We start from the raw sequence: 21132 nt of genomic DNA on the forward strand, positions 1-21132 counted from the left end.
TTATCTAATTTGGCCAAGGATTAAACCTAAAAATAAAAGAGAACCAAGCTTTACTTGATTCTTGAAATGTTTCCCATGGCCTCCTTTCTTTAGCTTATTATTATTAATTAAGTAAGCTTCTCGTTGCATTCCTGCTGTGGCAATAATCCAGATTGGCCAGAAAATAAATCTAATTCCTGCAAAATATGCTGCATTAGCAAGAGAGGCACATGCTATTGCATAGGTTATCGGAACTATCCATTTAATATTTTCTCCTAAACTCAATACACTGCTTTTTAGGCCCAGCTTTTGATCGTCATCTTTATCCGCAATGGCATATACGGTGTCGAACCCAAAGGTCCAAAAAAGCGTTGCTAACCAACACCCTAAGAGTGGGGTTCCACCATTTAGGTTTGCTTCACTTGCCCCCCATGGTATTAGTACAGAAAAGCCCCAGCAGATAGCAAGAATCGCTTGAGGGTATGGAAACCAACGCTTTGCTGATGGATAGAGCAAAATCGGGGGTAGAGCTAAAATTGCTAGTCGAAGACAAAGTCCTCGACTATGCATTGGAAGAGAAAGGACTACAAAAAGGCTTAACGATAAGAAAAATAGAAGTAAGAAAAAAGCAGTTGAATTCTTTACACTTCCTTTAGCAAGAGGCCTTTCTGCTGTTCGATTTACTTCTTTATCAATATTTTTATCCCATAGATCATTTGCTATACAGCCTGCGGCACTTATAGCAAGCCCGCCGAGGATAATCAGGGATAGCAATTCAGTTTCTGGAGGAGCTGAGGGCGTAAGCCAAAGAGCCCATCCTGCAGGAATGAGGAGTATGAGCCTTCCGCTGGGTTTGTTCCAACGAAGTAACGCACTCCATTGTTTTAATTGATATGGGATTTGAATCTTTTTCACGTATTTTTGTATTTATAGAGACCTTAATCAAAATTGTGCCATTGCTTTGGGTAGATGATGCAAGAGTATTCTCTATGAACATTAGTGATCAATGGGAGCCAGAGATCTAAGTCTGACTTCCAATTTGCCCTTGGAGAAACAGCCAAGTTTTTCAGTTGGAGATATGCCAGAAGACTCTTCACAAGGTTTGCAAAAGGTCGCCGCCATAGATATTGGCTCCAATTCCATTCACCTTCTTATTGCTTTAGTAGATACGCGTTTGAATTCTTTCTCTATTCAATTAGCAGAGAAGGCAACAGTTCGATTGGGAGATAGAGAGACAGAGACAGGTGACCTGACAGAGAAGGCAATGGTTAGAGGATTGGAAGCCCTAGATAGATTTAAGGCCATTATCGATAGCCATAAAGTCGATCATTCAGTGACTGTGGCTACTAGCGCAGTAAGAGAGGCATTTAATGGGGATGAATTTCTAAAGAGAATTAAAGAGCGCATAGATCTTGATGTTGATTTGATTAGCGGAGCTGAGGAGGCAAGGCTTATTTACTTAGGCGTGCTATCTGGGATGAAATTTGAAGATAGACCACATATTTTGCTGGATATTGGTGGAGGTTCTACAGAGTTGGTTCTTGCTGATGGAAGAGACGCAAGAGCTCTTACAAGTACGAAGCTTGGAGCAGTTCGACTCCAAAAACAGTTGGTAAAAGAAGAGCCTATTTCTTCAAAAAGAAGAAAATTTTTAAAGACATTTATTATGGCTTCCTTAGAGCCAGCAGTGCAAAAAGTATCTAGTCGGATAAAAGCTGATGAGCAGCCACTGATGGTTGCAACAAGTGGAACAGCCTTAGCTTTAGGATCAATTTTGGCTAGTGAACAAGAAATCTCCCCGCTTAAGTTGCACGGTTACACTGTATCTAGAGAAAGAATTGAGAATATAAGCCAAAGGTTAATTAGCATGTCTTTTGAGGAAAGGCGTTCTTTGCTTCCAATTAATGATCGACGTGCAGAGATAATTGTCCCAGGCGCTTTAATTTTGCAAACTGCTATGCAGATGCTAGGTGTAGAAGAATTGGTTCTTAGTGAAAGATCATTAAGAGAAGGATTGATAGTCGATTGGATGTTTCGGCATGGTCTTTTAGAAGATAAATATAGCTATCAAAGTATCATTAGAAAACGAACAGTTCTTCATCAAGTAAAGCGCTTCTCTGTTGATTTAAACCGGGCGAATCGTGTATCTAGTTATGCTCTTAGTATTTATGATCAAACTGTTGGTATCGTACATAAGAATCTGGGAGAAAGTAGAGAACTTTTGTGGGCAGCAGCTATGCTACATACCTGTGGAAAAGTAATCAATATAAGTGCCTATCATAAGCATTCTTGGTATTTAATTCGACATGGAGAATTGCTTGGTTATTCTCATTCTGAGCATTTGATGGTTGCTGCAATTGCTCGATATCACCGTAAAAGTCTCCCTAAAAACCGCCATGAGGCATGGCAGTCAATTGTATTAGCCTCGCAAAGGAAAATTGTTTCTGAGATGTCATTGATTTTAAGACTCGCCACTTCAATCGATAAACGTCCGGATAGATATGTTGAAACAATTAAAGTTAAATATAATCAGCCGGGTATATGTTTTGAGCTTCATGGAGCTAGTGCAGAAGATGACTTGAATCTGGAAATGTGGAGTTTAAAAAGTTGTGCTAAAATCTTTAAAGATCTAACAGGACACACTTTTCAAGTTGTTGTGTTATAGGAATAAATAGGAGTAATGAATCAATCTTTGTTTAACTGATATTCTCTTGATAGAGCCAAATCCTAAGAGCACGAGAACATAGGTTACTTTTAAATTCCTATTCAATTAATTTTAAGTGTTCAATTATTTCTTCAGAATTCAAGTTTAGTTTTTCTGCGATTCTTCTAATCATCCCCTTGATGAACACTGGTTCGGGAAGATTCCCTACTTCTCCATTCTCTAGTGCATGTAGTTGACCTTCCCCAAGCCTAAGGGCATTAGCAAAATCTTCAGGCGAAATATTTTGTTCCTGCCTAGCTTTTTGAAGGAGCTCACCAATTTCTTTTAGTGAAGAATGCTGTTTTGCTTGAAGAAGGTTTTTGTCATGAATACCTTCAGTGCCCTTATACATATTTTCAGCCCACTCAAAATGTGCCTAAAAGATAGGTGATTAATTGGCAGATGTCATGATTTGCTCATATTAAGCTGTTAATTTCCGGAATTTCTTTCTACTTGCTCACATGTTATGTAAATAGCTTCTTTGTTTTGAGGTTAGAAGTTTTTAGTAGCAGTTATTGCTTTTGTCGAAATAGATGGTCATGTTCAGGCGAGTAAAGCTTCGAGCGCATTGTTGTTTCCTCTAAGGCAGGACTTATTAAATAAAGGGTGGTGCGAATTAGCTTTTTTTGGATAGAAGTTTTTGCCATTTCTCTTAAAGGTACTAAAGCTATCCATTGATCTGGCCAGCTAACCCTGTAGCTAATAGCAACTGGTGTTTCTTCTGGATAGTGCTCAAGAAGAACTGATTGGGCTTCTTCTACATGCCGAGCGCTTAAATAAAGACAGAGAGATGCTCTGTGTGAGGCGAGTCTCTCTAAGCATTCTTTTTTGGGTACACCTGTTCGACCAGAAGCCCTGCTAAGAATGATTGTTTGGACAATTCCCGGAATTGTTAGTTCCCTTTTAAGATTCGCTGCAGTCGCTTGATAGGCGCTAATCCCAGGTATGACTTCGAAATCGATTTTTGCATGAATTAGCCCAGAGATTTGTTCCGAAATCGCACCGTATAAGCATGGATCGCCGTCATGAAGTCGAACGACTTTCTTTCCTTCTTGGGCTTTTTTAATTAGTAGGTTGAGAATATTTTCTAAAGTTAGTGAACTGGTTCGGATCTTTTCGCAAGATTTTTTTGCTAGGTCAGTTATTTGAGGGTTGACTAACGAATCGGTCCAAATCAGAACATCGGCCTTCTTTAAGTGCTCTGCTGCACGTATCGTGAGAAGGTCGGGGGCTCCGGGTCCTGCGCCTACAAAAGCTATAGGTGTGGTAATCATTTTTTAGTAGTTATTTGATGTCAGGCTGGGGAGATCTTTCTTTTGAACAAAGAGTCTCCAAAGGCCCAAGATTCCAAAAGTTAAAAGTATAAGACTCATTAATTGTGCAGTTCTGATGCCGCCCTCGCAGAAGGGGGGTGCTGATGCAATGCATAATGGATCGATACGAAGACTTTCTATCAAAATGCGCCCTATGCTGTATGAGAAAATATATAAGCAGCTAATTGAGCCATTAAGAAGCTTCTCGGATTTTTTCATGCTCTTTCTTAGTAGGTAAATTAATACAAGGAAAATTAAAAGGTTCCAAATTGATTCGTATAAGAATGTTGGGTGAAAATATTTTTCAGAGGTGAATACGGCAGGTCTGTAAATAAACGGTATAAATAGTTTCCAGGGAAGATTGGTGGGTAAACCAAACGCTTCGTTGTTGAAGAAATTTCCCCATCGGCCGATTGCTTGGCCAAGAGCAACAGATGGAACGATTATATCAAGGATCTCCCAAAACCTCTGCTTCTTGAATCTACAGAAGAGAAAGATTGCTAAAGCTCCTCCAATCAGTGCCCCATGAATTGCAATACCACCTTTCCATATAGCGAAAACCTCTAACCAATTTTCTCTATAATTTCCCCATTCAAAAGCCACATAGTATGTACGTGCTCCAATTAGGGATGATAATACGAGAAAAGGCAAAAGATCATCTATTAATTTATATCCTAAACCTTTTTTTCTTGCTATATAACTTGAAATTCTTAGACCAATGAAAACGGATATTGCTATTAGTAAACCATACCATCTTAGGGAAATTGGACCGATCTGAATTATCTCAGGCCCTGGTGACTGGAAGGTGGCAATCACAATGTACTTATCTGTCTTACTTGTTTAGGATGAGGGCCCTTTTAGATTCCTTCTGCAGCCTGTACCTTCTCAACTTGCTTCTTCTTGAGGACCAGTAGGACTTGTGCAATTGAAACTGCAGCAAAGAATGCAAGTAGACCAAAGATTCTTGTAGGACTCTGTAGCACAACTTCTGTGTCAAGTTGGCCAAACCCTCCTGCATTAGGGTCGTTAGTTAGAGGTTCGCCAGCTTCTATCTTATCTCCTTCATTAACCAGGAGTGTTGGCCCTGCTGGAATACTCTCAATGGCTTTGTTAGAATCTTCTCCTTGAATTGTAATTAATTTTTCATTGTTTTCTCCATCATTGATTGAAGAGATGGTGCCGCTGATAGAAGCTGTAAAAATTGTATTATTGCTCTTTTCTCCAGTCGGGTAGACTTGGCCTCTGCCACGATTTCCACCTACGTGAATTGAATATTTCCCGAACTTTATTTTGCTATCTTTCGAGGGGTCAGGGGCCAAAATTGGAAATACTATTTCTCTATTTTGGTCTCCTGGAAGGGGGCCTACGAGGATTATGTCATCCCGCTCGTCACTGTATTGAGTGTAGTAAACACCTTGTGTTTCTTCTTTTATTGAATCGCTCCAACGATCCTGCGGAGCTAATTTGAATCCGTCAGGGAGCATTACAACGGCGCCTACCTGCAGAGGAACATTGCTGCCATCCGCACCTATCTCTGTTGTCCCAGTTTTATAGGGTATTTTGACAACGGCTTTAAAGACACTGTCAGCTCTTACTGATTGAGGCACTTCTGCCTGTGTAGTCATTTGAGCCAAGTGACAATTGGCACAAACGATTTTTCCTGTTGCTTCTCTTGGGTTTTCGTAATTTTGTTGCGCCCAGAAAGGGTATGCCCAAGTTTTGGTTGGAGAAATTGATATTGCTAAACCAAGAATCAAGAAGGAACTTAGTAACTGTGAGAGAAATCGACGCATGATGGAGATAGGAAGCTTGGTAAAGACTTTGTGTGAGGCTCTAAACCCACCAGGGTTTTTCACTGGTCCGGAAATCGGTGTCAGTCCATTGACTTACAAAAACATTGTCGTTCTCGACAGATACATTTGCCAATGCAAGTGATAAAGGTGCGGGACCCCTTACCACTTTCCCAGTTGGGTCATATTGACTGCCATGACATGGGCATTGAAATTTGTTTGCACCTGCATTCCATGGTACGACGCATCCAAGATGGGTACATATGGCATTTATCCCGTAAGCCCCAATAGCATCGTTTCCTTCAACTATTAAATATGTGGGGTCTCCCTTAAGCCCCTGAACAAGGCTTCGGTCTCCAGCGGGGTGGTTGGCTAGCCATCCAGTTGCAGTTACTGAATTGCCTAATTCATCTTTCGCACTTGTCCCGCCTCCGCTGCCGCCTGCGCTAGGAGGAATGAAGTAATTAACCACTGGATATAGGGCACCGAGGGCGACCCCAGTTAGCGATCCAAATGTAAGCAGATTCATGAACTGCCTTCGCCCCATTGAGGGCACATCGCTACTGGTCATTTGTGTCATAAGGGTCGTTAACCTGAGCACAATAATGACCATTATGGACTGTGAAGGGCCCCGATTGCTTTTGGGAAAGGCCTTTGTTATCTCGTCGCAACCCTTACGCCTTGACTGACAGCGCATCTAAAGACTTTTACCTTCCACTCGATGTTGACGAGGTGATTGATTGCCTGATTCAACGATGGGATGTGAGCTATGACTTGCAGTTAGTAGTTAGGAATAAACGTCTTTATTTGCAAATTATGTGGGCTTATCTGGAGCAGCAATCCTTTCCGTTAGAAGAGAGCGCTTATAGACTGCATATTGCAGAAGTTCTTGATATTGTTAATAGGCTTGGCTTAGCTGATTCAGTAAGGAGTTGGCTCTCAAATACCCCAAAAAGACCTCGGGTTGGCAAGGCGCTTAGTCTGCCGCTGGTGGCTGATCAGCGTTTGGATGAATTTGTCCTTTGACCTGATCAGTTAGGGCAACTAAAGCAACCCCTATTAAGAAGAGGGCTGTTATGGCAGTAGTCAATAGGAGCATTGTGACTGGATCAGTAGATGGAGTGAGAACAGCGCCTAATAAAGCTGCTACAAGAACCACCCAACGCCAAGAAGAGAGCATTTGTTTCCAGTTGATTAGCCCAAATGCACCTAAAAGCAATTGAAGAACAGGCAATTGAAAAGCTAATCCTGTAGAAAGCATTAGTAGAAGTACAAAATCTAGATAACGTTCAATTGACCAAATAGGCTCCACTACGTCTGCTCCGTAGTGGAGAAGGAACCTAAGTGCAGCAGGAACTAATGCCCACCATGCAAAAGCTAGTCCCGCAAAAAATAATATTGCTGACCCTGCTACAGCTGGTGCAATAAGACGTCTTTCCCTGATAGTTAAACCAGGAAGAATAAAAGAGAGTCCTTGATAGAGGATGAAAGGTAGAGAAAAAGTGAGTCCTGCGTATCCTGCAACTTTTAATGAGACAAAAAGAAACTCACCAGGCGCTACTTGTAAAAATTTAATCGACCCGGCAGGCGCTTCAAGCATACGTACTAAAGGTTTTATAAATAAAAGGCTTCCTGCCGCTGCTATAACCACAGAAAGAAGGCTTAAGAGGACCCTCTGCCGAAGCTCCTCAAGATGATCTACCAATGGCATCTCTATTTCGTTGGGGAGGGATTCCATCCTTTTGCCTGCTTTTTGATGTGGTGTGGCAGGTTTAGTCATTGAGAGGTTATAGAGATTTTCAAAATAGTTTTGAGGGTTAGATACAACAGCATTATGAGGTTAAGGGCTATTCGAAGTGAGATATTTTTTGGCCCGTTCTGGTTGAGCCCATCTGATGGTGCCTCCACGATGCCGGACAGTTCCTGGAGCTGAATTGTTAACTCTTTGCAGGTTTTGCGTAGGGGTCATAACAACAGCAACTTTTTTATTGGCTTTAGCCCTACTGAAATATGCGGCAAGGTCAGCAGCTAGCTGAAGATCAGGTTCATCTGGAAAAGTTGTAGAAGATTTAAGGACAACATGGCTGCCAGGACATTCCTGTGCATGAAACCAAAGATCTCCGGATTTTGAATAGCGGAGGCTAATTAATTCATTTTGCCGATGGTTTCTACCTATTTGGATAAGAAGACCTGCTGGGCTTTTTATCTCTAAAGGATTAGGTTGGTTTTGAATGTTCTTTTTGTGTTTCTTGCTTTGGTTTGATTTTTTTAGTAAATCATCAATTTCCATATTTAGCTCTTTAAGTCTTTGTAGACGATCTACGCTAGTTTCCCAGGTGTTTGTTATTAGATTTTCTAGATAGGTCTCGCTGTTATGAATTAGTTCGATCCTTTGCTTATGATGTTTGCACCTGTTTTTGAGACGATCCACAGATCGTTTAAGTTTTTTTGCTTTCTCATATAACTTTTGTGCTTTTAAAACACTATCTCGAGTTAGCGAAGGCATGCTGAGAATTAAGTCTGCTTCTTCTTTTAGTTGAGGGCCTTCAACGGTTTTTTCTAATAAAGCTTCTTGGTTTTGGAGCGCTTCTAATTCATGTTCAAGGTGCAAATCAAGAACTTTTTTAAGTTTTTTAGAAAGACTATTTATTTCCTTTTTGTTTAGACCTTCTTTGTAATAATGACCTAGAGCAAGTGCAAGGTTTTTGCTTGATTTGGAGGGATTAAGTACTTTTGAGTTCCACACTCTGTAGGGAGTTGGTCCTTGAAAGCTGAGGTTGAATATTTCTTCATCAAGTTGTGTAAGCCATTGACACCAACTTTTGTGGAGCATTGTCCATCGTCTATCACTTATCTGTAGCACAGGGAGGTTGAGAATCTCTATTGCTATCTCAAAATCTTCGTGGGCTAATTGCAATGAAAGCGAAGGACTAATTCCTTGATAGCTTGAATGTAAGTTTTTTTTTAAGGTTTCTGGAGTTAAGCATAGGCGTCTTTTCCAACTGTCTATTGTTTCGCTCTTGTTGGGCTTGATTCCTTTAAGAGGGGGTGGAGGAACATATCGGTCTCCTGTACTTATTGGCCTGATGCGAGATTGACTCTCACGGACTTGGCGACCAAGAGTAATAATTTGCTTATCTTCATTAAGTAGTAAAAAGTTGCTATGCCTTCCCATTAATTCAAGTATTAGAGATCGTTTAATAGGCTCTCCTGGACGCAAGGCTAGATTAAATTCAACAACACGTTCAAAGTCTTTTTGTTTGATTTCTACCAAGGTCATTTGTCCAAGGCAATTTTGAATTTGTTTTGCAAGAGTGCTTTTACTGCCGATACGTGATGGAGAGGGTACCCTAACTAATCTTGCTGCATCTGCTTTCCAGCTGAGTTCAAGCCAAACCAATCCCTTTAGGGTCCTTAAGCCAATTTGAAGTGTTTGGGGCTCTGGTTGTTGGGCTGTTTCAAATCGGCTGGGGACAATTTCTTTACGCAATTCGCTAAGGACTGCTTTTAGAGTGGTAAGGTCCATTATCTGGAGTGAATTTGACAACATTTATTTTTTAAGAAGGTATTCTTTCTGGAGTTATCTTTGTATTCTGTACGCCGATTTTGCATAGGTAGATGGAACTCTCAACTGATGCTGGCAGACTGACTGTTATCACTGGTCCAAGTGGCGTAGGAAAGGGTTCTTTGGTGAGGGAACTTTTAAAGTCTCATCCTCAAATTTGGCTTTCTATTTCTGCAACAACAAGAGAACCTAGAGTAGGTGAAATAGAGGGTAAAGATTACTTCTTTTTGCAAAAAGATCGTTTTCTGCAATTGGTTTCAGATGGAGGCTTTCTCGAATGGGCTGACTTCGCAGGGAATAGTTATGGCACTCCTCGTAAGCCTGTTTTAGATCACCTTTCACAAGGTCAGCCAGTTTTGTTAGAAATAGAGCTAGAAGGTGCAAGACAGATTCGCAAAAACTCTCCTGATTCTTTTCATATCTTTCTAGCTCCTCCAAGCTTTGAAGAATTAGAAAACCGTATTAGAGGTAGGGAAACGGATTCTGATGAGGCTATTCAAAAACGTTTATTCAGAGCCAGGGAAGAGTTAAATGCAAAAGATGAATTTGATGCTGTGATAATTAATGATGACTTGCAAGATGCTTGTTATCAAGTAGAGGAATTAATGGGCTTCACCACAAAAAAAGAAGGGCTTTGAGGCCCTTCTTTGAAATTAATTTCGCAACCTACTTAGGTCCTAAGACATTAAGCTTCTTTCTCTTATTTAGAGACAGTTTCTACTAGCCAAAAGACATTGGGTGGAATAGTAGGTCAGGGTGGAAACGATTAAATTCAATTAAGTACCCTGCAGTAAATAGAACCCATCCAGCGGCTACTACTGGCACAGATCTGAAAATCTTGTGCTTGTCGTAATAGGTGCCTTTATGTGGTGTGTTTGACATGGCTGGTGTTTTGTTTTGATGGTTAGAGAATTGAGGAGGCTCAGCTAGAAGGAAACTTTGCTGAAGTCAGATTCTGGCGAAGTTGTGATTTTGCTGTTGCTTTCACGGAGTCGACCAGAGCGGGCCTCTTTGTCAGCTTCTAGAGGCCACATTGCACCTTTTGCTAAAGCAGCTCTGAGGAAGTCAGGATCCAAGAAAATCTCATTTTCAGCCGGATTTTTTGAGGCACGGGCAAGCTTGAGATACTCCCTACCTGACCAGCCGATAATTCCTGCAACATATAGGAAAATATGTCCTGGTATTAAGACATCTCCTTCATGGCCGCGGAAAACATTTGCGCCAAAAGGCTCAATAGTTGCCGGTACGATCAAATGTGGGAGACCATCATCCCCACATACTGCTTTGCTGTACCTTTCAAACCTTTCTATGGCTTGTGGAGTTGATGCAGCACTTGCTCTTTCCTGGAAGCGAGCGCTTTCAGAACAAGGGGTAAGTCCGCCATGCAAATCGGAGATCTCAGCCTTTGCAACTGGCGCAAAGCCGAATACAAGAAGGCCCGAGAGCAAGACGGCGAAGAGACGACGCATTAGTTCGATACCTGTATTAATTCTGCCCTTCTAGGCAGCATGTAACCATACAAAGTTAGATCAGTTACCTCCATATGTTGACAACTGTGCTTGCCCTCGAAACAAGTTGTGACGAGTCAGCGGTTTCTTTGGTCAGAAGAAACCAAGGAAAAACATATGTTTTGTCAAGCAAAATCGCTTCTCAGGTTAAGGAACATTCCTTATGGGGAGGGGTTGTACCTGAAATTGCTTCAAGGAGACATCTAGAAGCTCTTCCTTTTTTGATTGCTGATGCATTAGAAGAATCCAAAGTGGATATCCCAAATGTTGATGCGGTTGCTGCAACTGTTACTCCTGGTTTAGTAGGGGCCCTTATGGTTGGATCAGTAACTGCGAGAACTTTGGCGGCTTTGTATTCATTGCCGTTTATAGGAATTCATCACTTAGAAGGTCACCTTGCTTCGGTTTTATTGTCTGAAGAGCCCCCCGACCCACCATATTTGGTGCTACTTGTGAGTGGCGGTCATACCGAGTTGATTGAGGTTAGAGATCATGGGGCATATGAACGTATTGGAAGGAGTCATGATGATGCAGCGGGAGAAGCTTTTGACAAAGTTGCACGTTTACTTGGGTTGCCTTATCCAGGAGGACCATCAATAGAAGCAATTGCTCAAGGAGGAGACCCTAGAAGATTTCAACTTCCTAAAGGAAAGGTTTCAAAGCCTGGCGGTGGATATTATTCATACGACTTTTCCTTTAGCGGTTTAAAGACTGCAATGCTTAGGAAGGTCGAATTATTTGCCTCAGAGGGACGGAAATTACCAGTTCCCGACCTTGCCGCTAGTTTTCAAAATATTGTGGCGGAAGTTTTGGTTGAAAGGACCGTGATTTGTGCTTCAGACAGGGGTTTGAGTAAAGTGGTTATGGTTGGGGGTGTTGCGGCTAATCGTCGATTGAGGGAGTTAATGGAAGTGTCTTGTCAGAAAAATTCCATTGAAGTCAATCTTGCACCAAAAGCCTTTTGTACAGATAATGCTGCAATGATCGGCGCCGCAGCTTTAAATCGTTTAAAATTATCGCAATGCTCTAGCTCTTTAGAACTAGGAGTTGTGGCTCGTATGCCCCTCAACCAAGCAGAGGCTTTATATAGTCAAAAGCCTCTTTTTTGAGTTATTTCCCTTTTTCATAAATGGAAACCAAATCTAAAAATGAGTTATCTTCAGATCCAGAAAAAGTAACAAGTGGAGAGTTGAATTCCTGGAGGAGAGGCTTTACTCCTCAGGCCGAGATATGGAATGGGAGGATGGCTATGTTTGGACTTGCAGTAGGAATAAGTATTCTTATTCTGCTTAGATTTAGTGTCCAGGGATGATTTACTTAGTAGTAAGATCTTGTTTCTTGGAGCTATAGCTTCTTAGATTAGGGGTTTGTATATTTAACATGTATTTCTATATCCGCACTTCCTGTTTTTCATGATGATTTGCTATGCAATGTCCTAAGAGTAAGTCTTTTATTCTTTATAGCTATTAGTCCACCCTCACACCCTACCCCTCACCCCCCCCATTCAGAGGTTATTAAGGTTGGCGTTGTATTAGTTAAGCCAGTATTGATTTTAAGTAACACAATTAAGCTTTTTCAAGCTATGTAAGCTGCTGCTGTGGTTTGTATTGACTCAGACAACATCTTTAAACAAACCTTGAGATTGCTAGAGGATCAAAAGACTTACGAAAATATGTCAAGAACCAAACACCCATTTTGTGATGGCAAGGCAAGTTCTCGAATCTTTAGAGCAAGTTTGGAATTCTAGGGGACCTGATGCTTCGTTTAGCAATTGTGGAAATTATCGCTGGTGGTTGAAGCGCGAAATAGGGCAGAGTCCTAAAACAATTGTATTTGTGGGCTTAAATCCTTCTAAGGCAAATAAGTTACAGGATGATGCCACCCTTCGGAGGGCAATTGCTTTTGCAAGCTCTTGGGGCTATGGAGGACTTCTAGTGGCGAATATATTTGCCCTAGTTGCTAAGTCTCCTTTAACTCTTAGGAAATCTCGGGATCCTATCGGGGATCTAAATGACAATGTTCTTCTCTCCATTTTTAATAGGTGGTCAAAGGAATCTGATTTAGATTTATGGTTGGGATGGGGAGAAGGTGGAACTTTCCTTAAAAGGAATGAAGAGGCAATGTCAATGTTGAAACCCGCAGTCCTGAAGAGAGAAAAACTTTTCCCCAATACAAAGGGTCTTCTTGCTTTGGGAACGACTTTGGGAGGTAATCCCCTCCACCCTTTATATGTTGGAGCAAATGTGTCGTTAAAGATCTATGAGACTTTGTTTTGAAGAGATGATAGTGCACTTCTCCTCTTGAATGAATAAGGTTGCCTTTAGATAAAACAACAGTTTCAAATTGATCTAACATGAAATATTTCTGCACGGATATAAGAGAACCATTAATGTTTGTTTTGTCCATTTAGTTTTTAGATGTTATAAATCGATTTATCCGACATGAGGCTCTATCAGAACAGCCATTATTTTTATTAGTTCTTGTGTTAAAAGCTCTCAAAAGGACTTCCTATGACACCTGAGCGGCTAGGCCTGCTTTGGGGCGTTACTGTCTTCGCCGGCGCGGGGGCAAGGCTATTGGCTGCTTTTACAGGGCTCCCTGGGGTGGTTCTGCTTTTGCTTGCTGGACTTTTGATTGGTAGATCGGGGCTTGGTTTAGTCGAGCCTCTTGATTTGGGAGATGGTCTCGAGACGGTAGTAGGCCTTTTGGTAAGCCTTGTTTTATTTGATGGAGGACTAAACCTTCGACTTCCTGGTGACACAATAAAAGCCACAGTTTTTCGAATATCTGTAATTAGACTTTTAGTGTCTTTCCCGGCTGTTTTGTTTGCAGCTCATTGGTTGGCTGGTTTGGGCTGGGGTGTCGCATCTGTCTATAGCGCAATTGTTTTAGCCACTGGTCCGACAGTTGTTACCCCTTTAGTGCAACAAATACGCCTTGCATCTCCTTTGGGAGATGTGCTCGAAGCAGAAGGTCTTGTCTTGGAGCCAATAGGCGCGGTTATGGCTTTGCTACTTCTTCAGCTCGCTTTGGGGGATTTGCATGGATGGCGAGAGGTCGCTTCTGGAGCTTTCGTGAAATTAGGTGGAGGCGTAGGCCTGGGTTTAATTTTTGGTTGGCTAATGTCAGAGGCTTTAAGGTTTTTAAAGCCAGAGCCTTCAGTTGGCTTGAGACTTCAAATAACTTTAGGGTTGCTTTTTCTTTTATATGGAGTTTGTGAGTGGTTACTCCCTCTTTCTGGGCTCCCAGCATCAGTTTCGGCAGGAGTAGTTGTTGGTCGGAGGCCTGCAACTAATGCTGGTCAGTTGGATGGCTTAATTCGAGAACTTGCTCAACTTGCAATAACAATGCTTTTCCCCTTATTGGCCGCAGATGTTTCATGGAGTGAGCTAAGCCCGCTTGGTTGGGGTGGTTTTACTTGCGTTTTGGCTCTAATGATTGTAGTCAGACCTCTTGCCGTTAGTTTTGCTACAACTGGCTTGCCTCTTGATTTTAGGCAGAGACTTTTCTTAGGTTGGTTGGCTCCTAGAGGGATTGTGACTGCAGCTGTGGCGTCCCTATTCTCAATTCGGCTTGAACAAGCTGGCGTTTTGGGGGCTGGTCGTCTTCAAGGGTTAGTTTTTTTGACAATCCTAATGACTGTTGGGATTCAGGGGCTAACAGCTCAACCTTTGGCTAAGGCGTTTGGTTTGTTAGCCCCACAAAAGAGCGAAGAAGCAACAGATTTACAAGCACCTTCTAATACGGCTTCTGTCTTGGCCGACCCTGGCAAGGAGGCTCCATGAGGAGAGGAGGTCTGGTCCTTGAAGTTGGCCAAATAGTGCTGCTCTAAGGCTCTTCATTATTAAACCTTTTTTTACCTCGGCCTTTTTGGCGGAATCGTTTAATAGTCCTTGTGCTTTTGGAATTTCCATTCCATTCCAAGGATCTTCTTCAAGTTTCTCTAGGAGAAATTTAAGGGCCGTTTTTGCACCTTTTAGTTGTAATTGTTCGAGCCCATCCTGTTTGAGTAAAGGTACCTCGAAAAAAGGTCTTGATTGTTCTAAAGCGTCATTAATGACAGTGAGTGATGGCCCTATTAGCTCTGCCAAAGCAATGCCCCAAGCCTTTTCTGGAAGTTGCCAATTGTTGTCTCTTAGGATTGGGCTGATTTCTTCAAAAAGTTTCTCGGGATGCCATTGATGAATAATTTGTGCATTTAGCCAATTCAGCTTGTCCCAATCAAACTTTGCACCTGCCTTGTTTACTCTGTCAAAATTAAAAACCTCTGCTGCCTCATTAGCAGTAAATTTTTCATCCATTCCATCAGGGACAGACCAACCTAATAGAGCCATATAATTAGCCATTGCGTCAGGGGTATAGCCCATATCTCTGAAATCGCTTATTGAGGTGACTCCATCACGCTTAGAGAGTTTGCGGCCTTCAGTATTAAGGATTAATGGAGTGTGAGCGAAAATTGGTTCAGCTAATCCGAAAGCTTTGTATAGGACTAATTGCTTAGCTGTATTTGCTAAATGGTCTTCCCCCCGAATTACATGGCTGATCTGCATTGCAGCATCGTCAAGAACTACCACTAAGTTGTATAGAGGAGAACCAATTTTGTCTGAGGGGGATCGCCTAGAAAGAACCATATCTCCGCCTAAATCTGCTCCTTTCCAAATCATTTTTCCTCTTACGAGGTCATTCCATTGAATTAACTCGTTGTCCTCAATGCGAAAACGTACAACACATGTTCTGCCTTTTTCTATATAGGATTTTTCTTGTTCGGAAGATAGATTTCTATGTCTGTTGTCATAGCGAGGGGCTTGACCTCTGTTTTTTTGATCATTACGCATTTCTTCCAATTCAGCTTCTGTTGCATAGCACCTATAGGCCAGGCCCTTGTCTAGGAGAGTTTGTATGGCTTTGCGGTGGCTATTTATATGATCACTTTGCCGAACAAGTTCCTCGTCCCAATTCAAGCCAAGCCATTGAAGGCCTTCGAGAATGTTTTCAGTAAATTCTTCGCGCGATCTTTCTTGATCTGTATCCTCAATACGCAGTAAGAATTTCCCCCTTTGATTCCTAGCAAAAAGCCAATTGAACAAGGCTGTTCTTGCTGTGCCTATATGAAGCTTCCCAGTAGGACTTGGGGCTAGGCGAACACGCACAGTCAAAGTTTTTTTTGGAAAGCTTAGGTAACGGGACCGACGGGGTTCGAACCCGCAACTTCCGCCGTGACAGGGCGGTGCTCTAACCAGTTGAACTACGGTCCCAGGATTACGTTTGCTTGAAGTCGCAGGAAAAAGAGGTGGGTGGTTTGCGCTTAAACAATCAGTGAAGTATCAACCTCTGCCCTGCCTCACGTCAACTTGCTCATAAGATCTCTCCAATTGAAGGTTCAGGGCAGTGGTCATTTGATTTGCCTTGCATAGGGAAAAAGATCCTTAATGCTTAATAAGGATCTTCTGAGGTTTAAAGGTTAAAGACTCTTTACCAAATTCATGGTCGGAAACCTGCTGGTTCTATTAGTCGAACTTGATTCCCTCGAGCAGTAAATTCCCGCCCTTGGTCACTTTGTACGACTACACGACCACCAGATTTGACTCGAATTACTCGAGCACGAACCCAGCCTAAGGCTGCAGATTCGAGCACTTTTACGACATCACCAGGTTGAAGATCCAACTCCATGCTCAAAACTAGGAAACTGCAGGACAATTCATCGGACGCGCCGTGGAGGACTCGAACCCCCGACATCAGGTTTTGGAGACCTGCGTTCTACCAACTGAACTAACGGCGCATTTACGATGTACATATAACCCGTCGTAATAAGACGACGGTTTTTTGGTTTGAACGAGGTATAAACCTCAGCGGTCGAAGCGCTGCTTCACGCGTGTGGCCTTGCCCACCCGATCACGCAGATAGAAAAGCTTCGCTCTTCTAACTTTACCGCGACGTTCAACTTTTATGGAGGCCACCTGGGGACTATGCAGCATGAATACACGCTCGACTCCTATTCCCTGAAAAATACGACGCACAGTAATAGTTCCATTTAGACCTCCATGCCGCTTAGAAATCACAACACCTTCGTAGGGCTGGACACGTTCTTTATTGCCTTCGCTTATTCGAACACCAACGCGAACAGTGTCTCCAACGTATATCTCGGGGAGTTTGTTTTTTTGCTGCGACGTCTCGAATCCGTGAATTAGCTCCTCTGCATTTAGTTTTTCTCTGACCAAGGCTTTAGAAGCTTCTTCCTCCATTGGAGAAGAAGCGGGCTCAGTGTCAGGAGAAACTGTCTCTTCAGTTGTAGTTGCACTATCCTCAGGGGAAGTACTTTTCGACTCGGTTGTCATCCAAGCTCCGCGATAACTCGGCAAACCTCAATATTACATTCCCACTAATCCAAATATCCATTTTTTTTAGACCACTTTTTAAAAAAGATTCGTTTGGGACAAGCTCGAGGAAGGGATTAACACTCTATTGAAGCAGAATTTATGAAAGCCATCAACAACTGGCTGCTCAAGTAGGAGTGAAAAAAAATTGGAGCACAGCGGATTTTAAAAGCCTTAAGGAATTACTTTGCTTTGTCTTGCAAGCAAGCACTTGCTGCAAACATTCTAAATCGAGATAAATTTAAGTTGGCTGGAGACAGAAGCTTCACACTTTGCGCTCCAAATTTTTATCCGGAAATTCCTTTTTGGACCAAATGAAACTTTTTTCAGACCTTTTAACTTCGAAAACCTTGTCCAAGGAGGTCGTTGCTGGACCAAGGATCAATCAGCGCAGAGGAGTGGAAATAAAGTCCGCTAGAGAGGTAGAGATTATGCGAAAGGCGAGCAATATTGTTGCAACTGTTCTTCGTGAAATAAGTTTGATGGCAGAGCCCGGTCAGACAACAGCTGATCTTGATAAGTATGCAGAAAGTCGAATTAGAGATCTGGGGGCTGTCCCAAGTTTCAAGGGTTACCAAGGTTTTCCAGCAAGTATTTGTGCAAGTATCAATAATGAGGTCGTGCATGGGATTCCAGGACCTAAAAGAGTTATCAAGGAAGGTGATTTGCTCAAGGTTGATACTGGCGCTTATTTTGATGGCTATCACGGGGACAGTTGTATAACTATTTGCGTGGGGCAAGTCCCAGAGCTCGCAATGAGATTAAGTAAAGTTGCTCAGGAAGCTCTGATGGTTGGGCTTAAGCAAATAAAACCTAAAAACACTCTTTTAGATATTGCAGGTGCAATTGAAGATCACGTTAGGGCAAATAATTTCAGTGTAGTTGAGGATTACACAGGACATGGTGTTGGTAGGAATCTCCACGAGGAGCCCTCAGTATTCAATTTTCGAACAAATGAACTTCCAAATGTTGCTCTTCGGGCAGGAATGACACTCGCTGTTGAGCCTATCTTGAATGCAGGCAGTAAAGCATGCAGAACCCTTAAAGATGGCTGGACGGTGGTTACCAAAGATGGCAGCCTTTCTGCTCAGTGGGAGCATACTATAGTCGTAACTTCTGATGGTTGTGAGATACTTACTGATAGGGATAATTTGTAAAAAGAAGAGATCAGTTATTAATTCAACTATGGCTTATTTGTGTGGATTGCATAATCTTTGCGTAAAATATCCTTGAGAGTTCAGTTATAGGCATTAGAAAATATGTTATTGGATTTGGAGTTATTATTATTAGATCAAGTCCGAGGTCTGCTTGATTGATTATTTGATTTGCTACCCAGCTAGGAGACATTAATCCTATTGGATTTAGTTCTGACTTAAATGGTCCAAGAACAAGTTTTCTGATTCTATATTTCTTTCTTTGTTTCTTCGAGAGATTGATCCAGTTCAAAGTTACCAATTGGCCAATTAGACGCTTGCTTAGCTCATAGGCAGGGCTAAGTGCTGGTTGTATTTCAGCCTCAGAGGTGTTGACCCAGATTTCACGTTGAGCAGAATTGTTGCTTTCTTTTTCAGAAATAGATTGAAACAGCTTCATTAACCTCCAGCTGCTTAACGCATTTACTTCCAAGGCTTCGGTTAGATCACTGGGTGTCAGATTACTATGATGATTAATACCATGGTTGAGTATCAAAATATCAAGTCCTGCAAGAGTTGATTCAAGTGAAGACTCTTTTCCGCATTCCCATTTAACCCATTCTTGAGGACTGTCAGCTAGAACGTCAATTTTTGGAATTTCTCCATGTGTGATTCCAATTATCACAGCTTCCTTTTCCTTTAAGGATTTTGTTAGAGCTTTTCCCAGAGTCCCTTTGGCTCCAGTGATCCCAATACGCTTGCCGGTTAATTTGCTTTTTAGGCCAGAACTAAACAACATTTCAAAGAAACATATAGATTTTTCTTCCTGATTGCTAACGTGATTTATTCATATTTGCAATATGTGTTTAACTTCTGAGTATTAGGCTTCAGCAGATTGGGTCTAACACCAAAACTTTCCTAAGGTTTTCATTGGAATGTTGCTTATGGCTGTATATATGTCAATGTGGAAAATTAGATCTTTCTCTAAACGCAATATGGATTTGTTCTATGAGTAAGGCCTTGCTCATTGGGTCTTGTGAGCCATTTAGCGGTAAATCTGCTTTGGTGTTGGGATTTGCCCAGTATCTTATTGATGCGAACATTTTTGTTCGTTTTGGTAAGCCACTTGCTACTAGCTTCGAGCCTGAGCAAATGGATCAGGATTTGTCAGTTCCATTGATTGATGACGATGTTCGCTTTATTGGTGAAACTCTTGGACTGAAAAATGATCAACTGATTCCATCACTTCATCTAATCAACCCTCAAACAGCTCAGCATCGCTTGTCGAAAGCAACTCTTACCCCTGGGGATAGTTTTGAGGTTTTTCGAGAGGAAGTTCTTTCTCAGTCAAATGGTTTAACTTTGCTTGAAGCGGCTGGCAGCCTTCACGAGGGACTCCTCTATGGGCTAAGTCTTTGGCAACTTGCAGAAGCGCTTGATGCACCTGTTTTGATAGCTCATCCTTGGAGTGACAGCAGGAGTGTTGAACCCTTGCTTGCGGCAAAAGAAAAATTGGGAGAACGACTCTTGGGAGTGGTTTTAAATGCTGTTGATCCAGATGAAATAGATTTGATAGAGAGTGATTTAGTGCCTGCATTGAAGAGGCTTGGTTTAAAGGTATATGGGGTCATGCCTCGTTCTCCCCTCTTGAGAAGTGTGACTGTAGGAGAGCTGGTGAGGAGGCTTAAGGCAAGAGTGATTTGTTGCCCTGAACGTTTGGAACTTATGGTCGAGACTTTGAGCATTGGAGCCATGAATGTCAACTCTGCTATGGAATTTTTTCGGCGGTTGAGGAATATGGCTGTAGTTACTGGAGCTGATCGGACTGAAATTCAATTAGCTGCTCTTGAGGCCTCTACGCAATGCCTAATCCTTACTGGTGCAGGAGAGCCATTGCCCCAATTGATTTATCGAGCGGAAGAACTTGAGGTTCCTTTGCTTAAGGTAGAACAAGATACTTTGACCACTGTTGAGGTAATTGAGCAGGCTTTTGGACATGTCAGATTGCATGAGGCCGTAAAAGCTGCTTATGCCTTTCGTCTGGTAGAAGAGCATTGCCATCTTGATGATTTGTTTACAACTCTGGGATTGTCGTGTTGAAGAGAGTATCGCTGCTACTTTCAAATTATTGTTATAGGGGGGCTACTTGAGTAGATCTTTAGATTTGCCTTCTGTTGATAGCGTAGACACTCTCTCTCAAGAGCTTGCTTTGTTGCAGGACAAGGGCAAGAGGCATATAGCGTTTTTAGGGAGTAGGCACGTACCTGTTGTTGCAATTCATCTTGTTGAGCTAATAGCTCGATCATTGGCACAGGAAGGGCATTCAATTATTACCTCAGGGGCGCAAGGAGTAAATGCAGCAGTTATTCGAGGTGTTTTACAAGTTGCTCCTGCTCTTTTGACTGTTGTTTTACCCCAAAGCTTGGAACGTCAGACGCCAGAAATTCGTGAAGAACTTGCAAACGTTTTACATCTTATTGAGAAAGGTGATAATGACGATTTGTCTTTGCCAATGGCGAGTAGTTTGTGTAACCAGGAGATTATTGGTCGCTGTGATCAGTTGATTTGTTTCGCATTCCATGACAGTGAGACTTTGCTAACGAGCTGTCGAAGTGCTGAGGATATGGGAAAAGTGGTAAGCCTAATGTATTTTGACTAGTCTAAATTCTTTTCTTTTTTCTTATTTTAAGAGTGCCGCTTTAATAGCTTTCTAGTATTGTGTATATTTATTTTGTCTTCTGCTCATTAGTGTAGGGGGCTTTCTAA

At 42.0% G+C, this 21132-nt stretch carries 24 protein-coding genes and 2 tRNA genes; 10 read left to right on the forward strand and 16 right to left on the reverse strand.

Annotated elements, in window-relative coordinates; translation table 11 throughout:
* Positions 1-894, reverse strand: coding sequence for a 4-hydroxybenzoate polyprenyltransferase (locus SOI84_RS09410; RefSeq protein WP_320674267.1), 894 nt, complete (start codon positions 892-894; stop codon positions 1-3).
* A gap of 163 nt (positions 895-1057) precedes the next feature.
* On the opposite strand from SOI84_RS09410, the gene SOI84_RS09415 reads away from it, so the two are divergent.
* Entirely contained in the window at positions 1058-2644 is a 1587-nt protein-coding gene (locus SOI84_RS09415; RefSeq protein WP_320675451.1) for a Ppx/GppA phosphatase family protein, read from the forward strand.
* A 97-nt stretch (positions 2645-2741) separates the two neighbouring features.
* Here SOI84_RS09415 and SOI84_RS09420 read toward each other — a convergent pair whose 3' ends face one another.
* The 5 genes from SOI84_RS09420 to petC form a co-directional block, all read right to left on the reverse strand.
* Positions 2742-3035, reverse strand: coding sequence for a helix-turn-helix transcriptional regulator (locus tag SOI84_RS09420; protein ID WP_320674268.1), 294 nt, complete (start codon positions 3033-3035; stop codon positions 2742-2744).
* A gap of 160 nt (positions 3036-3195) precedes the next feature.
* Positions 3196-3957 (reverse strand): precorrin-4 C(11)-methyltransferase, encoded by a 762-nt coding sequence (cobM, locus tag SOI84_RS09425; protein ID WP_320674269.1) that lies wholly within the window; start codon positions 3955-3957, stop codon positions 3196-3198.
* Between the two features lie 3 nt (positions 3958-3960).
* On the reverse strand, positions 3961-4815 hold the full coding sequence (gene lgt / locus SOI84_RS09430) for a prolipoprotein diacylglyceryl transferase (protein WP_320675452.1): 855 nt from the start codon (positions 4813-4815) through the stop codon (positions 3961-3963).
* 38 nt (positions 4816-4853) lie between these two features.
* The gene (petA, locus tag SOI84_RS09435) at positions 4854-5789 is read right to left on the reverse strand and encodes a cytochrome f (protein ID WP_320674270.1); all 936 of its coding nucleotides are present in this window, start codon (positions 5787-5789) and stop codon (positions 4854-4856) included.
* Positions 5790-5829: 40 nt separating this feature from the next.
* Complete coding sequence (gene petC, locus SOI84_RS09440) at positions 5830-6366, reverse strand: cytochrome b6-f complex iron-sulfur subunit (protein WP_320674271.1); 537 nt, start codon at positions 6364-6366, stop codon at positions 5830-5832.
* Between the two features lie 101 nt (positions 6367-6467).
* Between petC and SOI84_RS09445 the strand changes: the two genes are divergently transcribed.
* Positions 6468-6812, forward strand: a complete 345-nt coding sequence (locus tag SOI84_RS09445; RefSeq protein ID WP_320675454.1) for a DUF3067 family protein — start codon at positions 6468-6470, stop codon at positions 6810-6812.
* Here the strand turns inward: SOI84_RS09445 and tatC are convergent.
* Both tatC and SOI84_RS09455 read right to left on the reverse strand, forming a co-directional pair.
* The gene (gene tatC / locus SOI84_RS09450; protein ID WP_320675455.1) at positions 6763-7497 is read right to left on the reverse strand and encodes a twin-arginine translocase subunit TatC; all 735 of its coding nucleotides are present in this window, start codon (positions 7495-7497) and stop codon (positions 6763-6765) included. The two genes, SOI84_RS09445 and tatC, sit on opposite strands and share 50 nt — an antisense overlap.
* A 129-nt stretch (positions 7498-7626) precedes the next feature.
* Complete coding sequence (locus SOI84_RS09455) at positions 7627-9336, reverse strand: NFACT family protein (protein WP_320674272.1); 1710 nt, start codon at positions 9334-9336, stop codon at positions 7627-7629.
* 68 nt (positions 9337-9404) lie between these two features.
* Between SOI84_RS09455 and gmk the strand changes: the two genes are divergently transcribed.
* The gene (gene gmk / locus SOI84_RS09460) at positions 9405-9989 is read left to right on the forward strand and encodes a guanylate kinase (protein WP_320674273.1); all 585 of its coding nucleotides are present in this window, start codon (positions 9405-9407) and stop codon (positions 9987-9989) included.
* 82 nt (positions 9990-10071) lie between these two features.
* Here the strand turns inward: gmk and psaJ are convergent, their stop codons facing one another.
* Both psaJ and SOI84_RS09470 read right to left on the reverse strand, forming a co-directional pair.
* Positions 10072-10188, reverse strand: coding sequence for a photosystem I reaction center subunit IX (gene psaJ / locus SOI84_RS09465; RefSeq protein ID WP_320675456.1), 117 nt, complete (start codon positions 10186-10188; stop codon positions 10072-10074).
* A gap of 89 nt (positions 10189-10277) precedes the next feature.
* The gene (locus tag SOI84_RS09470; RefSeq protein WP_320674274.1) at positions 10278-10820 is read right to left on the reverse strand and encodes a Photosystem I reaction center subunit III; all 543 of its coding nucleotides are present in this window, start codon (positions 10818-10820) and stop codon (positions 10278-10280) included.
* Between the two features lie 77 nt (positions 10821-10897).
* Here SOI84_RS09470 and tsaD point away from each other — a divergent pair, with 77 nt between their 5' ends.
* The 4 genes from tsaD to SOI84_RS09490 all read left to right on the forward strand — a co-directional run bounded on the left by tsaD (position 10898) and on the right by SOI84_RS09490 (position 14644).
* Entirely contained in the window at positions 10898-11968 is a 1071-nt protein-coding gene (tsaD, locus tag SOI84_RS09475; protein ID WP_320675457.1) for a tRNA (adenosine(37)-N6)-threonylcarbamoyltransferase complex transferase subunit TsaD, read from the forward strand.
* 20 nt (positions 11969-11988) lie between these two features.
* On the forward strand, positions 11989-12171 hold the full coding sequence (locus SOI84_RS09480; protein ID WP_320674275.1) for a high light inducible protein: 183 nt from the start codon (positions 11989-11991) through the stop codon (positions 12169-12171).
* 388 nt (positions 12172-12559) lie between these two features.
* Positions 12560-13135 (forward strand): DUF1643 domain-containing protein, encoded by a 576-nt coding sequence (locus SOI84_RS09485; RefSeq protein WP_320674276.1) that lies wholly within the window; start codon positions 12560-12562, stop codon positions 13133-13135.
* A 234-nt stretch (positions 13136-13369) separates the two neighbouring features.
* Complete coding sequence (locus tag SOI84_RS09490) at positions 13370-14644, forward strand: cation:proton antiporter (protein WP_320674277.1); 1275 nt, start codon at positions 13370-13372, stop codon at positions 14642-14644.
* Here the strand turns inward: SOI84_RS09490 and gltX are convergent.
* The 5 genes from gltX to rplS all read right to left on the reverse strand — a co-directional run bounded on the left by gltX (position 14585) and on the right by rplS (position 17194).
* Positions 14585-16009: a glutamate--tRNA ligase gene (gene gltX / locus SOI84_RS09495; RefSeq protein ID WP_320675458.1), complete on the reverse strand. Its 1425-nt coding sequence runs from the start codon at positions 16007-16009 to the stop codon at positions 14585-14587. The two genes, SOI84_RS09490 and gltX, sit on opposite strands and share 60 nt — an antisense overlap.
* Before the next feature lie 31 nt (positions 16010-16040).
* Positions 16041-16114: transfer RNA gene (locus tag SOI84_RS09500), tRNA-Asp, on the reverse strand.
* Between the two features lie 226 nt (positions 16115-16340).
* Complete coding sequence (locus SOI84_RS09505; protein WP_006043540.1) at positions 16341-16529, reverse strand: hyperconserved protein Hcp; 189 nt, start codon at positions 16527-16529, stop codon at positions 16341-16343.
* Between the two features lie 36 nt (positions 16530-16565).
* Positions 16566-16638: transfer RNA gene (locus SOI84_RS09510), tRNA-Trp, on the reverse strand.
* Positions 16639-16705: 67 nt separating this feature from the next.
* On the reverse strand, positions 16706-17194 hold the full coding sequence (gene rplS, locus SOI84_RS09515; protein ID WP_320674278.1) for a 50S ribosomal protein L19: 489 nt from the start codon (positions 17192-17194) through the stop codon (positions 16706-16708).
* A gap of 353 nt (positions 17195-17547) precedes the next feature.
* Here rplS and map point away from each other — a divergent pair, with 353 nt between their 5' ends.
* Positions 17548-18390 carry a type I methionyl aminopeptidase gene (gene map, locus SOI84_RS09520; RefSeq protein WP_320674279.1) on the forward strand — a complete coding sequence of 281 codons (843 nt, stop codon included), beginning with the start codon at positions 17548-17550 and terminating at the stop codon, positions 18388-18390.
* A 22-nt stretch (positions 18391-18412) separates the two neighbouring features.
* Here map and SOI84_RS09525 read toward each other — a convergent pair whose 3' ends face one another.
* Entirely contained in the window at positions 18413-19165 is a 753-nt protein-coding gene (locus SOI84_RS09525) for an SDR family oxidoreductase (RefSeq protein WP_320674280.1), read from the reverse strand.
* 209 nt (positions 19166-19374) lie between these two features.
* On the opposite strand from SOI84_RS09525, the gene SOI84_RS09530 reads away from it, so the two are divergent.
* On the forward strand, positions 19375-20466 hold the full coding sequence (locus tag SOI84_RS09530; RefSeq protein WP_320674281.1) for a phosphotransacetylase family protein: 1092 nt from the start codon (positions 19375-19377) through the stop codon (positions 20464-20466).
* A gap of 46 nt (positions 20467-20512) precedes the next feature.
* Complete coding sequence (locus SOI84_RS09535; RefSeq protein WP_320674282.1) at positions 20513-21025, forward strand: DNA recombination-mediator protein A; 513 nt, start codon at positions 20513-20515, stop codon at positions 21023-21025.
* Positions 21026-21132: the final 107 nt, after the last annotated feature.

Source organism: Prochlorococcus sp. MIT 1341 (genome assembly GCF_034092415.1).
GTDB lineage: Bacteria > Cyanobacteriota > Cyanobacteriia > PCC-6307 > Cyanobiaceae > AG-363-P08.

What these genes read in the sequence shown, in the direction of transcription:
- SOI84_RS09415 (WP_320675451.1), top strand. Translation starts at nt 1,058, where the DNA reads ATGCCAGAAGACTCTTCACAAGGTTTGCAAAAGGTCGCCGCCATAGAT.
- SOI84_RS09420 (WP_320674268.1), bottom strand. Translation starts at nt 3,035, where the DNA reads ATGTATAAGGGCACTGAAGGTATTCATGACAAAAACCTTCTTCAAGCA.
- cobM (WP_320674269.1), bottom strand. Translation starts at nt 3,957, where the DNA reads ATGATTACCACACCTATAGCTTTTGTAGGCGCAGGACCCGGAGCCCCC.
- petA (WP_320674270.1), bottom strand. Translation starts at nt 5,789, where the DNA reads ATGCGTCGATTTCTCTCACAGTTACTAAGTTCCTTCTTGATTCTTGGT.
- petC (WP_320674271.1), bottom strand. Translation starts at nt 6,366, where the DNA reads ATGACACAAATGACCAGTAGCGATGTGCCCTCAATGGGGCGAAGGCAG.
- tatC (WP_320675455.1), bottom strand. Translation starts at nt 7,497, where the DNA reads ATGCCATTGGTAGATCATCTTGAGGAGCTTCGGCAGAGGGTCCTCTTA.
- SOI84_RS09455 (WP_320674272.1), bottom strand. Translation starts at nt 9,336, where the DNA reads ATGTTGTCAAATTCACTCCAGATAATGGACCTTACCACTCTAAAAGCA.
- gmk (WP_320674273.1), top strand. Translation starts at nt 9,405, where the DNA reads ATGGAACTCTCAACTGATGCTGGCAGACTGACTGTTATCACTGGTCCA.
- SOI84_RS09470 (WP_320674274.1), bottom strand. Translation starts at nt 10,820, where the DNA reads ATGCGTCGTCTCTTCGCCGTCTTGCTCTCGGGCCTTCTTGTATTCGGC.
- SOI84_RS09480 (WP_320674275.1), top strand. Translation starts at nt 11,989, where the DNA reads ATGGAAACCAAATCTAAAAATGAGTTATCTTCAGATCCAGAAAAAGTA.
- SOI84_RS09485 (WP_320674276.1), top strand. Translation starts at nt 12,560, where the DNA reads ATGGCAAGGCAAGTTCTCGAATCTTTAGAGCAAGTTTGGAATTCTAGG.
- SOI84_RS09490 (WP_320674277.1), top strand. Translation starts at nt 13,370, where the DNA reads ATGACACCTGAGCGGCTAGGCCTGCTTTGGGGCGTTACTGTCTTCGCC.
- SOI84_RS09505 (WP_006043540.1), bottom strand. Translation starts at nt 16,529, where the DNA reads ATGGAGTTGGATCTTCAACCTGGTGATGTCGTAAAAGTGCTCGAATCT.
- rplS (WP_320674278.1), bottom strand. Translation starts at nt 17,194, where the DNA reads ATGACAACCGAGTCGAAAAGTACTTCCCCTGAGGATAGTGCAACTACA.
- map (WP_320674279.1), top strand. Translation starts at nt 17,548, where the DNA reads ATGAAACTTTTTTCAGACCTTTTAACTTCGAAAACCTTGTCCAAGGAG.
- SOI84_RS09525 (WP_320674280.1), bottom strand. Translation starts at nt 19,165, where the DNA reads ATGTTGTTTAGTTCTGGCCTAAAAAGCAAATTAACCGGCAAGCGTATT.
- SOI84_RS09530 (WP_320674281.1), top strand. Translation starts at nt 19,375, where the DNA reads ATGAGTAAGGCCTTGCTCATTGGGTCTTGTGAGCCATTTAGCGGTAAA.